Annotated in this window: 12 protein-coding genes; 8 read left to right on the top strand and 4 right to left on the bottom strand. The window is 59.6% G+C overall.

All coding sequences use genetic code 11. From position 1 onward, the window contains the following. Window positions 1-68: 68 nt before the first annotated feature. Window positions 69-428, bottom strand: a complete 360-nt coding sequence (locus J2Y86_RS03670; protein WP_253428221.1) for a response regulator — start codon at window positions 426-428, stop codon at window positions 69-71. A gap of 262 nt (window positions 429-690) precedes the next feature. Between J2Y86_RS03670 and J2Y86_RS03665 the strand changes: the two genes are divergently transcribed. From J2Y86_RS03665 to J2Y86_RS03645, 5 genes are all read left to right on the top strand, one after another. Beyond that, window positions 691-4,182 (top strand): response regulator, encoded by a 3,492-nt coding sequence (locus J2Y86_RS03665; protein WP_253428220.1) that lies wholly within the window; start codon window positions 691-693, stop codon window positions 4,180-4,182. Then, window positions 4,182-5,015: a CheR family methyltransferase gene (locus J2Y86_RS03660; protein WP_253428219.1), complete on the top strand. Its 834-nt coding sequence runs from the start codon at window positions 4,182-4,184 to the stop codon at window positions 5,013-5,015. Before J2Y86_RS03665 ends, J2Y86_RS03660 begins: the two co-directional genes overlap by 1 nt. Next, entirely contained in the window at window positions 5,012-5,605 is a 594-nt protein-coding gene (locus J2Y86_RS03655) for a chemotaxis protein CheB (protein WP_253428218.1), read from the top strand. Before J2Y86_RS03660 ends, J2Y86_RS03655 begins: the two co-directional genes overlap by 4 nt. Further along, the gene (locus J2Y86_RS03650) at window positions 5,599-6,780 is read left to right on the top strand and encodes a hybrid sensor histidine kinase/response regulator (RefSeq protein WP_253428217.1); all 1,182 of its coding nucleotides are present in this window, start codon (window positions 5,599-5,601) and stop codon (window positions 6,778-6,780) included. Before J2Y86_RS03655 ends, J2Y86_RS03650 begins: the two co-directional genes overlap by 7 nt. 77 nt (window positions 6,781-6,857) lie before the next feature. Beyond that, entirely contained in the window at window positions 6,858-7,235 is a 378-nt protein-coding gene (locus J2Y86_RS03645; RefSeq protein ID WP_010460444.1) for a response regulator, read from the top strand. 112 nt (window positions 7,236-7,347) lie between these two features. Here J2Y86_RS03645 and J2Y86_RS03640 read toward each other — a convergent pair whose 3' ends face one another. The 3 genes from J2Y86_RS03640 to J2Y86_RS03630 form a co-directional block, all read right to left on the bottom strand. Next, window positions 7,348-9,018, bottom strand: coding sequence for a response regulator (locus J2Y86_RS03640; RefSeq protein WP_253428216.1), 1,671 nt, complete (start codon window positions 9,016-9,018; stop codon window positions 7,348-7,350). Continuing rightward, on the bottom strand, window positions 9,015-10,517 hold the full coding sequence (locus J2Y86_RS03635) for an ATPase domain-containing protein (protein ID WP_253428215.1): 1,503 nt from the start codon (window positions 10,515-10,517) through the stop codon (window positions 9,015-9,017). Before J2Y86_RS03635 ends, J2Y86_RS03640 begins: the two co-directional genes overlap by 4 nt. A gap of 237 nt (window positions 10,518-10,754) precedes the next feature. Continuing rightward, window positions 10,755-11,810 carry a tetratricopeptide repeat protein gene (locus J2Y86_RS03630; RefSeq protein WP_253428214.1) on the bottom strand — a complete coding sequence of 352 codons (1,056 nt, stop codon included), beginning with the start codon at window positions 11,808-11,810 and terminating at the stop codon, window positions 10,755-10,757. Between the two features lie 191 nt (window positions 11,811-12,001). On the opposite strand from J2Y86_RS03630, the gene J2Y86_RS03625 reads away from it, so the two are divergent. From J2Y86_RS03625 to J2Y86_RS03615, 3 genes are read left to right on the top strand one after another with little or no spacing between them, the layout of a single operon-like run. Further along, complete coding sequence (locus J2Y86_RS03625) at window positions 12,002-14,140, top strand: FUSC family protein (protein WP_253428213.1); 2,139 nt, start codon at window positions 12,002-12,004, stop codon at window positions 14,138-14,140. Continuing rightward, window positions 14,130-14,330 (top strand): DUF1656 domain-containing protein, encoded by a 201-nt coding sequence (locus J2Y86_RS03620; RefSeq protein ID WP_253428212.1) that lies wholly within the window; start codon window positions 14,130-14,132, stop codon window positions 14,328-14,330. The genes J2Y86_RS03625 and J2Y86_RS03620 overlap by 11 nt, the downstream gene beginning before the upstream one ends. A gap of 4 nt (window positions 14,331-14,334) precedes the next feature. After that, the gene (locus J2Y86_RS03615; RefSeq protein ID WP_253428211.1) at window positions 14,335-15,300 is read left to right on the top strand and encodes an HlyD family efflux transporter periplasmic adaptor subunit; all 966 of its coding nucleotides are present in this window, start codon (window positions 14,335-14,337) and stop codon (window positions 15,298-15,300) included. Window positions 15,301-15,335 lie beyond the last annotated feature (35 nt).

Raw genomic sequence — 15,335 nt, 5'->3', positions numbered from 1 at the left:
TAAAAGCGGGGTGCAATTAAACCACAGCCGAGGGCATTTCCTGAGCCCGCTCCAGCGAAGACCGGGCGTTACGCGAGAATGCTTTTCACCTTGTCCCGCAACTGATCAATCGAGAACGGCTTGCCGATCACATGCATCCCTTCAGGCACGTCAATGCTTTCGGCATATCCGCTGGCGAACAGGATCGGCAACTCGGGACGAACCATGCGTGCCTGGGTGGCCAGTTCACGACCATCCATCACCGGCAACCCGACGTCGGTCATCATCAGGTCGATGTACTGGTCTTCATCGTTGAGAAACTCCAGTGCCTGTTCGCACCCGTCAGCTTCCAGCACCTTGAATTCCAACTCCTCGAGGACATCGACGATCAGCATGCGCACGATGTCGTCGTCTTCAACGACCAGGATGATGGATTTATCGGCGGACATAATGGGGCTCTCAAAAGTTGAATTCGCGGTGGCCGGTCGATCAAAAACGCCGGGCTCTAGCATGAGTAAATGACGGAACCCGACAAGTTCCCGGCCACGCCATAAAAAAGAATAGCCGCACACAGGCCGGCGAGGATAACCGCTTGCTTGCGCTGGAGCAGCTGAATGTAGGATTTTGCGCGAAAACACGTCAGAAAAATGGATTAAATCGGCTGATTTGGGGCAAACTCCTTGGTTTTCAACAGTTCGACAAGGCCTCCCCATGACCACCGCGTCTTCGGTTGATGAGCAACGATTCCGTAAACTCCTGAGCCGCAACATCGGCCTGCCGTTGGGCGTCGGCGTGCTCAGCGCGGTGTTCTTTGTTTCGCTGATCACCTATTTGCTGTCGGTGATCCAGTGGGTCGAGCACACCGACCGGGTGATCAATAACGCCAATGAAGCGGTGAAGCTGACCGTTGATCTGGAAACCGGCATGCGTGGCTTCCTGCTCACGGGTGACGACAAATTCCTCGAACCCTACGAAACCGCCCGACCGAGAGTCGCGGTGGCGGTGAAGACGTTGCTCGAACTCACCGCGGATAACCCGGTGCAAACGGATCGACTGCAAAGGCTGCAGGCCTTGCAGGATGAGTGGGCCACCTACGCGCAGAGCATGATCGACTTGCAACACGCGGGTGGTGATTACCGCAGCGCCGTTCAGGCCGGGCGCGGCAAACGCCTGACCGATGAGATCCGCAAGCAATTCGAAGACGTGATCGACATGGAGCAGCAGTTGCGCACCACGCGCAACGAAGAAGTGCGCCGCACGACGATCTGGAGCATCAGCCTTTATCTGTTGTTCATCATCGGTATCAGCGCCATGCTGGCTTACATTGGCCGACGGGATTTGCTCAACCTGTCGCAAAGTTACAGCGGCACGCTGGCCGCGCAACAGGCCAGTGCCCTGCGCCTGGAACAGCAAGCCTGGCTGCGTAACGGTCAGACCGAGCTGGCCGAGCAAGTGCTGGGGCAATTGTCTCTTAATATGCTGGGCCGCAATATTCTGCAGTTTTGCGCGCAATACCTGGGCACGGCCGTCGCGGCTATTTATGTGCGTGAAGAACACGGCGGACTCAAGCGGGTGGCGTCCTACGGTTTTTCCCGTGAGCAGGAAGAACGCGATCAGCAGATTTACAGCGATGAAGGGATTGTTGGCCAAGTGGCGCAACAGGCGCGCCTGATCCGACTCGACCACGTTCCGAACGACTACTTCAAAGTCACCTCCGGTCTCGGTGAAGGCCTGCCGCAGAGCGTGGTGGTCGTGCCGACCAGCGATGACGATCGGGTCAACGGTGTCATCGAACTGGGCTTTCTGCGTCCGTTGGACGACCGCGACATCGAACTCCTCGAGCTGATCGCCGGCAATATCGGTACCTCGATCGAGGCGGCGCGCTATCGCCAGCGTTTGCAGGAAGTGCTGGCCGAAACCCAGCAGCTCAATGAAGAGCTGCAGGTGCAGCAGGAAGAACTCAAGACCGCCAACGAAGAGCTGGAAGAGCAGTCGCGGATTCTCAAGGAATCCCAGGCGCATCTGGAAACCCAGCAGGTCGAGCTGGAGCAGACCAACGAACAGCTCGCCGAACAGGCGCAGATCCTCGCGGACCAGCGCGATGCGATGGACCTGAAAAACACTGAACTCAATCAGGCCCAGACGCAGCTCGAAGAGCGCGCCGAAGAGTTGCAGCGCTCGAGCAAGTACAAATCCGAATTCCTCGCCAACATGTCCCACGAACTGCGCACACCGCTGAACAGTTCGTTGATCCTGGCCAAGCTGCTGGCGGAAAACCCGCAGGAAAACCTCAGTGGCGAGCAGGTCAAGTTCGCCGAGTCGATCTATTCGGCCGGTAACGATCTGCTGAACCTGATCAACGACATCCTCGACATTTCCAAGGTCGAAGCCGGCAAGCTCGAGGTGCGTCCGGAGAACACCAGCGTCGCCCGTCTGGTCGACGGTTTGCGCGGGATGTTCCAACCAATGGCCACGGACAAGAAGCTGGATTTCCAGGTCGATCTGCAACCCGGTGCGCCGATGATGATCTTCACCGACCGTCAGCGTCTGGAGCAGGTGATCAAGAATCTGCTGTCCAACGCGGTGAAGTTCACCGAGCGAGGTTCGGTCAGCCTGACGGTGGCCAGTCAGCCAAACGCAGGCATCGCATTCATCGTCCGCGACTCCGGGATCGGCATTGCTGCGGATCAGCAGGAAAGTATCTTCGAAGCGTTCCGCCAGGCCGATGGCACCACCAATCGTCGTTATGGCGGCACGGGCCTGGGCCTGTCGATTTCCCGTGACCTGGCGGCCTTGCTTGGCGGTTCCATCAGCGTCACCAGCGAGCCGGGGCAGGGCAGTGTGTTCACCCTGGTCCTGCCGCAGCAATACGTTGAACCGGGTGACACGCCGAACGAGCCGATGAAAGCTTCACCGGTGGCCATGACGCCGAAAGTAGCGCCCGCTGCACTTGTACCGCTGATTGCCGACGTCGAGATCCCGCGCTTCAACGATGACCGCACGAATGCACCGTTCACGACGCGCTGCATTCTGGTGGTCGAGGACGAGCCGAACTTCGCGCGCATTCTCTACGACCTGGCGCATGAACTGGGTTATCAGTGCCTGGTGGCCCATGGTGCCGACGAAGGCTACGACCTGGCCAGGGAATACATTCCCGACGCGATCCTGCTGGACATGCGCCTGCCGGACCACTCCGGCCTGACCGTGCTGCAACGCCTGAAGGAACATGCGGATACCCGGCACATCCCGGTGCACGTCATCTCGGTCGAAGACCGCGTCGAAGCCGCCATGCACATGGGCGCGATCGGTTACGCGGTCAAGCCGACCACCCGCGAAGAGCTCAAGGACGTGTTCGCCCGCCTCGAAGCCAAGCTGACCCAGAAGGTCAAGCGCGTGCTGCTGGTCGAGGACGACGACCTGCAGCGCGACAGCATTGCCCGGTTGATCGGTGACGAAGACATCGAAATCACCGCCGTTGGCCTGGCGCAGGATGCGCTGGACCTGCTGCGCACGACGATTTTCGACTGCATGATCATCGACCTGAAATTGCCGGACATGCTCGGCAACGACCTGCTCAAGCGCATGTCTACCGAGGATATCTGTTCGTTCCCGCCGGTGATCGTCTACACCGGGCGCAACCTGACCCGCGACGAAGAGGCCGAGCTGCGCAAGTATTCGCGCTCGATCATCATCAAGGGCGCGCGCTCGCCGGAGCGTTTGCTGGATGAGGTCACACTCTTTCTGCACAAAGTCGAATCGCGGTTGTCCCATGAACGGCAGACGATGCTCAAGACCGCGCGCAGTCGCGACAAGGTCTTTGAGGGTCGCAAGGTGCTGCTGGTGGACGACGATGTACGCAACATCTTCGCCCTCACCAGCGCGCTGGAGCAAAAGGGTGCAATCGTGATCATTGGCCGGAACGGTCGTGAAGCGATTGAAAAATTGAATGAAGTGGAGGACATCGATCTGGTGTTGATGGACGTGATGATGCCGGAGATGGACGGTTTCGAGGCGACCAGCCTGATCCGTCAGGACCCGCGCTGGCGCAAGCTGCCGATCATTGCGGTGACAGCCAAAGCCATGAAGGACGATCAGGAGCGCTGCCTGCAGGCCGGCTCCAATGATTACCTGGCCAAGCCCATCGACCTGGATCGCCTGTTCTCGCTGATTCGCGTGTGGTTACCGAAGATGGAACGCATTTAGTGGAACGAATTGATTCAGTGGCGCGAAGTAGCGAAATCGAATTGCGGTTGTTGATCGAGGCGATTTACCTCAAGTACAGCTACGACTTTCGCGATTATTCCAACGCGTCGATCAAACGCCGCGTTCATCACGCGTTGAACCAGTTCGAGTGCGCGACCATTTCGGCGCTGCAAGAAAAGGTGCTGCACGATCCAATGGCGTTCATGCAGCTGCTGCAATTGCTGACGATTCCGGTCAGCGAGATGTTCCGCGATCCTTCGCACTTCCTGGCCATTCGCCAGGAAGTGGTGCCGCTGCTCAAGACCTATCCCTCGATCAAGATCTGGATCGCCGGTTGCAGCACGGGTGAAGAGGTCTATTCGATGGCGATCCTGCTGCGCGAAGAAGGCTTGCTCGACCGCACCATCATCTACGCCACCGACATCAACCCGCGCTCGCTGGACAAAGCCAAGCAGGGGATTTTCTCCATGGAGAATGTCCGTGCCTACACTCATAACTACCAGCAGGCAGGTGGCCAGCGTTCGTTTGCCGACTACTACACCGCAGCGTACGGCTATGCGATTTTCGACAAGAGTCTGTGTGAGAACGTGACCTTCGCCGACCACAGCCTGGCGACCGACAGCGTCTTTTCAGAAACCCAGTTGATTTCGTGCCGTAATGTTTTGATTTATTTCAACAAGAAGCTCCAGGACAGAGCGTTCGGATTATTCCACGAGTCCCTGTGCCATCGTGGTTTTCTGGTGCTGGGCAGCAAGGAAACCCCGGAGTTTTCGGCCTTCGGCAACCAGTTCGAGCCGCTGGTCAAACAAGAACGGATTTACCGCAAATCATGAACAATGCAGCGGAGTTGCCTTCTGTGGAGGCTATTGTGATCGGTGCTTCGGCCGGTGGAGTGGAGGCATTGCTGAGTATCCTCAGCCCTCTGCGTGAAGGCTTCGTGCTGCCGATCATTGTGGTGCTGCACTTGCCCGACGAGCGTCGCAGCCACCTGGCGGACGTATTTGCCCGGCGCGTGAACATGCCTGTCCAGGAAGCCCATGACAAAACGCCGATCGAAGCGGGAACGCTGTATTTCGCGATGCCCGGCTATCACTTGTCGGTGGAGCGAGATCGCACCTTTTCCCTGAGCCTGGAAGACCGCGTGCATTATTCGCGGCCAGCCATCGACTTTTTGTTCGAGTCAGCTGCCGATGCTTATGGCCCGACCCTGGCCGCGGTTCTATTGACGGGCGCCAACCGTGATGGCGCGAGCGGAATGGCTCAGATCAAGCATCATGGCGGCCTGACGATCGTGCAGGACCCGGACGAAGCCCAGGTCGCGACCATGCCCCAGGCGGCGCTGGATACCCACAAGCCTGACCATATTCTCCCCATACGCGGCATCGGCCGTCTGATTGTCGAGCTGGAACGAATAGCATGCTAAGTAACATCCAAGCCAAACTGCTGATCGTCGACGATCTGCCGGAAAACCTGTTGGCGCTTGAAGCGCTGATCAAGCGTGAAGACCGCATGGTCTACAAGGCCTTGTCCGCCGACGAAGCCTTGTCGCTGCTGCTGCAGCACGAATTCGCCATGGCCATTCTCGACGTGCAGATGCCCGGCATGAACGGCTTCGAACTCGCCGAATTGATGCGCGGTACCGAGAAGACCAAGAACATCCCGATTGTGTTCGTCAGTGCCGCCGGCCGTGAACTGAACTATGCGTTCAAAGGCTATGAAAGCGGCGCCGTCGACTTCCTGCACAAGCCGCTGGATATCCACGCGGTCAAGAGCAAGGTCAACGTGTTCGTCGATCTGTACCGCCAGAGCAAGGCCATGAAGCAACAGGTCGAAGCGCTGGAGCAGAGCCGCCGGGAACAGGAAGCACTGCTTGCGAAATTGCAGAGCACCCAGCTGGAACTGGAGCAGGCCGTGCGCATGCGCGATGACTTCATGTCCATCGTCGCCCACGAAGTGCGTACGCCGCTCAACGGTCTGATCCTCGAAACCCAATTGCGAAAAATGCACCTGGCCCGGGACAACGCCGCGGCGTTCACCCTCGACAAGATGCACGCGATGGTCGACCGCGACGAACGGCAAATCAAAAGCCTGATCCGCCTGATCGAGGACATGCTGGATGTGTCGCGCATTCGCACCGGCAAGTTGTCGATCCGCCCGACACGCTTCGATCTGTCGGGGCTGGTGCGCAATTTGTTACAGAATTTCGCCCCGCAGATCGATGCCGCCGAATCCTCGGTCACGCTCGACGCCGAGCATCCGGTGCAGGGCAACTGGGATGAATTTCGCATTGAACAGGTGATTTCCAACCTGCTGACCAATGCATTGCGTTACGGCGCCAAGAGCCCGATCAGCGTGAAGGTGTACAGTGAGAGCGATCAGGCGCTGGTGGAAGTGCGCGATCAGGGGATCGGCATCGATCAGGAAAACCAGAAGCGTATCTTCCAGCAGTTCGAGCGCGTTACGGCCAGGCATGCCGTTGCCGGGCTGGGCCTGGGATTGTTTATTTCAGAACAGATTGTGACCGCCCATGGCGGTTCCATCACCGTCGAGAGCCGGATTGGCGAAGGCGCCTTGTTTCGCGTTTGTCTGCCGCTGTAGGAAAACAGCCGGATAAACGCAACCTCTGATCGACCCCGGGGTCGTATCAGCAGCTATTGACCGAACAAAGGCTTCCCATGAGTGAAGATGCACAAGACGTCGTATTGATCGTCGAAGATGACCCCTCGATTCTGATGGTGCTGTCAGCCTATCTGTCGGGCGAGGGCTATCGGGTGTTGCAGGCCGAAAACGGCGAGCAAGCCTTCGAAATCCTGGCGAGCAAGCCGCACCTGGACATGATGATCACCGATTTTCGCCTGCCGGGCGGGATCTCCGGGGTGCAGATCGCCGAACCTGCCGTGAAACTGCGACCGGAACTCAAGGTGATCTTCATCAGCGGTTACCCGCAGGAAATCCGCGAGACCGACAGCCCGATCACCCGCAAGGCGCCGATTCTGGGCAAGCCGTTTGATCTGGATGTGTTGCAGGAGTTGATGCAGGACATGCTGTCGTAAGCATTCCGCCGAACCTGTGGGAGCGAGGCTTGCCCGCGAAGAACGATAACGCGGGGTGTCAGAATTTACGCCTTCGCGGGCAAGCCTCGCTCCTACGTGGGGCGGAGCTGCGTCAGATCCGGATCATCTCCCGCACCTTCGCCGTCAACAGGTCGAAGGTAAACGGCTTGGTGATCATCTGCATGCCAGGATCGAGGAACCCGCCGCGCACCGCCGCGTGTTCGGCATAACCGGTGATGAACAACACCTTGAGATCGGGCCGATACTGCCGGCCGATTTCCGCCAGTTGCCGACCGTTCATGCCGGGTAGCCCGACGTCGCTGATCATCAGGTCGATACGCTGCCCGGAATCCAGGATCGGTACCGCGCTGTCGGCATCCCCGGCCTCGACGAAGGCATAACCCAGGTCACTCAGCACTGTACTCACCAGCACCCGCACCGCCGGATCATCCTCGACGATCAGCACCGTTTCGCCGTTCTGCGCGAACAGGGCGTGCTGCACGTCCGAGGGGCTGTCCTGAGGCAAGTCACCACTGAAACGCGGCAGAAACAGACTCACCGTAGTGCCTTCGCCCACTTCACTTTGAATGGCGACGTGCCCGCGTGATTGTTTGCTGAAACCGTAGATCATCGACAAGCCAAGGCCCGTGCCCTGACCGATCGGCTTGGTGGTGAAAAACGGATCGAACGCGCGGTTGATCGTGCTTTGCGGCATCCCGCAGCCGGTGTCTGCCACCTTGAGCACCACATAGTCGCCGGGTTCGAGGTTGATGTGGGCTTCGGTGAAATCGCCGTCCAGATACTGATTGGCGGTGCTGACCACCAGGTTTCCACCGCCGGGCATGGCATCCCGCGCATTGATGACCAGGTTGAGCAGGGCGCTTTCCAGTTGATTGGGATCGGCCTCTGCCACCCACAATGGCTCGCTGAGCTGCATGTCCAGGTGAATGCTTTCATTGATGCTGCGCTGCAGTAGTTCGCCCATGGACACCACCAGCGTGTTCATCGCCACGGGTTTGGAGTCCAGCGACTGACGGCGGGAGAACGCCAGCAAGCGATGAGTCAGGCCCGCCGCACGGTTGGCGGACGTCACGCCGAGGTCGATCAGACTGTCCAGATCCTCGGTGCGTCCGCGTGCCAGGCGCCGGCGCAAGAGTTCCAGACTGCCGATGATGCCGGTCAGCATGTTGTTGAAGTCGTGGGCGATGCCGCCGGTGAGCTGGCCGACCGCTTCCATTTTCTGCGATTGACGCAGGGCTTCTTCATTGTGACGCAACTGCGCAGTGCGTTCCTCGACCTGCTGTTCCAGGGTTTCGAGAGTGGTTTGCAGGCGCAACTCGCTTTGACTCAGATCGATCAGCCGATCCCTGGCCTCATACTGTCGTCGGCGCCCGCGCAACGCGGTGGTCACCAGACTGATCAGCGTCACCGGATGAAAAGGGCGTTCAAGGAAGGTGACATTGCCCAATTGCGGGCCGAATCGCGACGCGGGGTTTTGTTCGGGACCACCATGATAGGTCATCAGCACGATGGGCAGGTCGGACCATGCCGGCTGTTGCTCGATCAGTCCGAACAACGGTTCCACATCACTGCCCAGCAGGGCCTCGGAGGAGATCAGCAACAACCCGGCGCCATGCTCCAGTTCGGCGCAAAGGCCGATCAGGTCGCAGGTGATGACGCCGTCGTAACCCGCTTCATTGAGCATCATCAGGGCAATCTGGCTGTCACGTCCCAGTGGCGCGAGAATGATCGCGCGCTCGGACGTTGCTTGCTGAACCGTCACGGGGTTTCATCCCCGAGCAATGGATTGCTCGCACCCAGATATGTCGGTACCCCGCGCAATACACCCTGGAATGCGTCCAGTGGCTCGCCGATGGTCATGCCCTGCGAGCTGATGCGATATTCGCGAATGGTCGACTCATGGCTGCCGGTGCGTTTCTTGATGATCGAGATCGCCCGGCGGACCTTGCCCAGCGCTTCGAAGTAGCGCAGCAAAATGACCGTATCGGCGAGGTAGGTAATGTCCACGGGCGCTTGCATGTCACCGACCAGCCCATGCTGGGCCACGGTCATGAAAGTCGCTGCGCCTCGGCGATTGAGGTACAGCAACAACTCGTGCATGTGCAGCACCAGGGCGTTCTCTTCGGGCATGGCGGCTTGATAGCCGTTGATGCTGTCGATCACCACGGTTTTGATGTCGCGCTCATCGACGCAGCGACGAACCCGGTAGGAAAATTCGCCAGGGGACAATTCGGCGGCATCCACTTGTTCAATCAAAAGGTTGCCAGTGTCTTGCAGGGCCTTGAGGTCGATCCCCATGTTTTTCATGCGTTCAAACAGCAGGCCCAGTTCTTCATCGAAAATGAACAGCGCGGCTTTCTCGCCCCGGGCCACGGCTGCCGCGGCGAAGATCATCGAGATCAGCGATTTGCCGGTGCCGGCGGGGCCAAGGATCAATGTGCTTGAGCCGGTTTCTATACCGCCGCCGAGCAGGGCGTCCATTTCCCTGATGCCGCTGGTCAACTGCTGGCGGATATACCCTCCACGGTGTTCGGCGGCCACCAGGCGCGGGAACACATGCACGCCGTCGCCCATGATGGTGAAGTCATGGAAGCCGCCACGGTATTTCTGGCCGCGGTATTTCACCACGCGAATGCGTCGACGCTCGGCGCCATAGTTGGGGGTCAGTTCTTCGAGGCGAATCACGCCGTGCGCCACACTGTGCACGGTCTTGTCGAGGGACTCTGTGGTCAGGTCGTCCAGCAGCACCACCGTGGCGTCATAGCGCACGAAGTAGTGTTTGATCGCGAGGATCTGGCGACGGTAACGCAGGGAGCTTTGCGCCAGCAGTCGGATCTCGGACAGGCTGTCGAGCACGACGCGAGTCGGCTTGACCCGCTCGACCACTTCGAAAATCTGCTTGGTGGCTTCACCCAGCTCTAGGTCCGAGGAGTACAAAAGACTCTGCTGATGCTCGGCATTGAGCAGGCTTTCCGGCGGCGTCAGCTCGAAGATGTGGATGTTTTCATCCAGCTCCCAGCCATGGGACAAGGCCCCTTGGCGCAGTTCGCGTTCGGTTTCGGACAGGGTGATGTACAACGAGCGCTCGCCGGCTCTGGCGCCGGCCAACAGAAAATGCAAGGCGACGGTGGTTTTGCCGGTTCCGGGTTCACCCTCCAGCAAAAACACATGACCGCGGGACAGCCCACCGGCCAGGATGTCATCCAGACCATCGATGCCGGTGGCGGCTTTTGCACTGAACAACTCGTTAGATGTAGACAAAAAATGCCCTCTCATGACTAGGGGAAGCGAGGCAGCAGGCCTGAAGTGCCTGAGTGGACTGCCTGTTCACTTGACCGTTTGCCGTGATGGGGGTTCCAACATTTTGCGTAGATCTTGCGGGCCTCTCCGCTGGCAAGCCAGGCTCCTACAGGATCGGGGGCCATCAAGTCTGGTGAACAAAACCACATTGTAGGAGCATGGCTTGCCAGCGAAGACGGCCTGAAGAACCACGAAGTTTTAAAGACCTTGTTGCAATGCCGGGTCGTCGGGGTTGAGTTGTTCAAGTTGCGCCAACAGGATCTGCACGTTCTGCAACTGCCCGCTTTCTTTCCAGTAGTTGATCAGCAGGACCCGTGCCTTGCGGTCGGCGGGGTGGCGCTGGACGATTTCCTGCAACTGTTTCTGCGCCGCTTCAAGCTCTTGCTCGCCATGCAGCGTCGTCGCCAGGTCGTAGCGGTAATCCTTGTTGTCCGGTTCAAGTTCCACAGCCTTGGACAAGCCGAGCAGGGCGAACTCACTCTGGCCATGGTGCAGCAACCACATCCCCAGGGCATGTTGCAGGTAAGCGGAATCGGGTTGGGCCTTCAGCTGTTTGGCCAACAGCAGCCGGGCGGCTTCGCTTTGTCCTTGCCGGTCCAGCACTTCGATCTGCATCACCAGTGCGGGCAGATTGGCGGGGGCCAGGCGCAGGGTATTTTCAAGCGCCTGTTGTGCCGCTTTGAATTCACCGTTGTGCAGGTGCAACCGGGCCAACTGATACTGGTTGTCCGCGCTTTCAGGCGCTTGCGTGAGCACCTGTTCCCAGGCATCGATGGCCTGCTGCAACGGTCCGAAATACAAACCCAGGTCGTCCGGCGACAAGCCCAGCAATGCGTTGACCGCGGCAAACCGGACTGGTTGTTCGCTGTCATCGAGCAACGGGCCCAACAGCAGGCTGCGCTGACCACTGGGGACCAGTCCGCTGATGCTTCTGATGGCGGCGATACGCACATCGGCCGAGGGATGTTGCAGGTCGGCGTCCGCCAGTTTCAGGGCTACGGAACTGGGGTAGTTGGGCAGTTCGGCATGCAGCCAGACGCGGCGCTTGGGTGAGATATCGGTACGAGCCAATTGCTGATACAGAACCCGCGCCGCGCCCGGTTGACCTGCCCGGGCTTGCGTCAGCGCTTCACTGTAACCGCGCCTGATCGCTTCCGGCACCACGGGGGTCGTGCTGCGCAGAAAGACCCACGCAAGGCCGATGGCAAACAGGACGCTGAGGCTGATGATCAGGTAGCGGCGGGACTTGGGCATGCAGGAATCCGGGAACTGGCGAGCTTTTGCAAGGTTGCCAGCTTCGGTCAGGTGGGGCCGCGAGTCAAACCCTGAGGCCATTCGGCAGCGGATCGTCAGTATTTTTCCTACAGGTCCTGTCGACACTGAAACCCCGTCGAGGCACCGAACCAGTGACTACGCTTGCAGGAGATGACTCGAAGAGCACTCCCATGCAACCGCTGCTTCAATACTTCAAGGCAATATTCAACCCCGGGCCGGGGGTCGTGCTGTTCGCCTTGAGAACCATCGCGGCCGGGCTGTTGACGCTGTACCTGGCATTTCTGTTTGACCTCGACCAGCCCAAGTGGTCGATCATGGCGGTGGTCATCGTCAGCCAGCCCTTGGGGGGAATGGCGCTGGCTCGCAGCTTCGGCCAAATCATCGGCACTACCCTGGGCGCGGTGGTGGCGGTGGTGATCATGGCGATATTCCCTCAAGCGCCACTGCCTTTCCTTATTACGCTGTCCCTGTGGCTGGCGCTGTGTACCGCCGGTGGCACCTTGTTGCGCTACACCAGCTCCCAGGCCTTTGTGCTCAGCGGTTATACCGCGGTGGTGGTGGGACTGCTGGCGGTCCCCGATCAGGACGGCACCTTTCTGTTGGCCGTGACCCGCGTGACGGAGACGTTGCTGGCGGTGGCGTGCGTGTGTGTCGTCAGCCTCCTGACCGCGCGCCCGGAAGCCGTGGCCAAGGATTACTTCGCCAGGATCGATCAGGTGATCAAACTGCTGGCGACCCATGCCAGCGCCGCGATTCATACCGAGGAAAGCGAGGCCGATTTCCACCTTCGGCAAATGCAGCTGCTCAGCCAGATCAGCGCACTGGAGGGAGTACGCCGGCATCTGTATTACGACGCGCCGCGCTTGCGCAGTGCCGATGACCTGGTGCAGTTGCTCGGCAATCAACTGATGCTGCTGACCGCGCGGCTCACCGCGTTGCGCCATCAGCGGCAGTTGTTGCTCGAGCGTCTGGACGGCGAGATTCCCCAGGAGATCCAGCGTTTGCTCGCCGAAGAAGTACTGTTTCTCGATCAACTGGCGCAGCTGGGACGTGCGATGCCCAATGAACAACGGCGCCAATTCGCAACGTTGCAGAAGCGTTTCGATGCTCTGGCTTATCGTTCGGAGCAACTCATCGAACCTTTTTCGGCGACCTTGCGCTCGCTGTCGTGGTCGTTGCGCTGGGAGCAGGCGCGTCTGTTGCAGCAGTTTGAAACGATTCTGGAGTTGAGCGATGCGATCCAGAGCGGGCGCAAAGCCAGCAGTCTCCATCGCGGGCAGAAAAACCCGCTGCACATGGACTACACGCTGGCGGCGATGAACGCGATTCGCGCCTTTTGCGCACTGATGGTGGCCGGTCTGATCTGGATCGAAACCGGCTGGGACGGCGCTCGGGGTGGGATGATCGTTGCCGGGATTCTCTGCTCGCTGATGGCCACCTTTCCGCGGCCGCTGCTGGCCGCCCAAAGCTTCGCCCGAGGCCTGGGCCTTGCGCTGGTGGTCTCGGCGGTTCTGCAATTCGCGCTGGTGCCGATGATCAGCAGCTTCGAACTGTTGGCGCTGTTGCTGGCGCCCTTGCTTTACGCGGTCGCGGTGGGGTTATCCAGCCCGCCCACTACGGGGACGGGGATTGGGCTCGGGTTGTCGACCTTTCTGTTGCTGGGCCCGCAAAACACTGGATTGGGACAGAACACCGCGACCCAGTGGTTCGAATTCGCCGGCTCGTATGTCTGCGCCGCTGCACTGGCGTTGAGTGTGTACGCCTTGATTTTCCCCTTCAGGCCAGTACTGCGTATTCGTCGGCTGCACCAGGAAAATTGCGAGCAGGTCTACGCCTTGCTGAAAACCCCGGCCACCGATGAAAACCAGTTTGCCTTCGAGAGCCGTATGGTCGATCGCCTGACCATGATGCTGGGACTGTTGCCGTCCATCCAGGACAAGTCAGCGCGTGACCTGTTCGACGTCAGCCTCGGTTGCATGGCGTTGGGCATTGCGTTGAACCAGCTGAGGCAACAGGGGCAGGACAACACGTTACTGAGCCCGGAACTGCAAAGCCGGCTGTTCGCTACGGTTCGGGAAACCGGGCGACTGGTCGCCGGTCGGGCTGACGTTGAAGTGGATCGTGTGCTCGACAACTTGCACGCCCTGGGCGATGAGCTGGATGCGCTGCATTCCAGTGTGCATGAGCATCTGTGGTCGGTGTTCCGCATGCGTGTGGCGCTATTGATCGTGGTGTCGTTCCTCGAGCGTCACCGTGGCCACTTTGAACCTGCAACGCCACAAGAAGGAGTACCCGCGATTGCCCATTGATCTGGAAATAGGCGGTGTCTACCTGCCGCCGATTGCGCAGGCGCTGCTGCTGGGCTTGCCGGTTTTCCTGCTGCTGGACTGGATTCTGCGGCGCCTCGGCGTGTTGCAGTTCGTGTGGCATGAAGCCTTGTTCGAGGGCGCGTTGTACGCCTGCGTGTGTGCCACGTTGATTCTGCTGATGGGAGCCTGATGCATTGAAGAAGATCCTCGCCCGATTCACGACAGTGGTCGTGGTAGTGCTGGCCTTTGTGCTCGGCTGGTTCGCCTGGGAGTATTACACCCGCGCCCCCTGGACCCGGGACGCGCGGGTGCGTGCCGATGTGGTGACCTTGTCCGCCGATGTCGCAGGGCGCATCGTCAACCTCGGCGTGCAGGACAACCAGCACGTGGAGAAGGGGCAGTTGCTGCTGGAAATCGATCCCTCGCGCTACGCCCTGGCGGTGGAACATGCCAAGCGTTCGGTGGAAGTGGCGAAGGCTTCACTCGGGCAATCCGAAGCAACCATCGTCGCCAGCCAGGCGCTGCTCAAACAGCGTCAGAGCGAGGAGCGTCGCCGCCGTACACTCAAGGAGCGCGCGGCGATTTCCGGTGAAGAGTGGGAAAAATCCAGCACCGATGTCTCGGTGGCCCAGGCCGATTTGCTGCGCAACCAGGCCAATCTGGGTTTCGCCCAGGCCAACGTGCATCTGGCCATAGCCGCATTGGCCGAGGCCGAGCACGACCTGGAGCGCACTCGGGTCGTATCGCCGGTCAGTGGCTACGTCACCAATCTACTGACCCGACAGGGCGACTATGCGACATCGGGTGGTCCGTTAGTGGCGCTGGTGGACAGCGAATCCTTTTACATCAGCGGCTATTTTGAAGAAACCAAACTGCCGCGAATCGGTGAGGGTGACCGGGTCGACATTGAATTGATGAGTGGCGAGCGTTTTGGCGGCACGGTGCAAAGCATCGCCTTCGCCATCGCCGACCGGGAAAACCTGCCCGGCAGCCGCCTGCTCGCCAACATCAACCCCAGTTACACCTGGGTCAAACTGGCACAGCGAGTGCCGGTGCGGATCAAGATCGATGGCGACTATGCCGGCAAAGACAAACTGCGGGCGGGGACGACGGCGACAGTGACCGTCCAGGAAACCCACAAATCCCAAGACCAACACTGAACCCTTGTGGGAGCGGGCTTGCTCGCGAATGCGGT

Source organism: Pseudomonas migulae (assembly GCF_024169315.1).
Classification (GTDB): domain Bacteria; phylum Pseudomonadota; class Gammaproteobacteria; order Pseudomonadales; family Pseudomonadaceae; genus Aquipseudomonas; species Aquipseudomonas migulae_B.
This window is presented reverse-complemented; position numbering and strand designations above follow the sequence as displayed.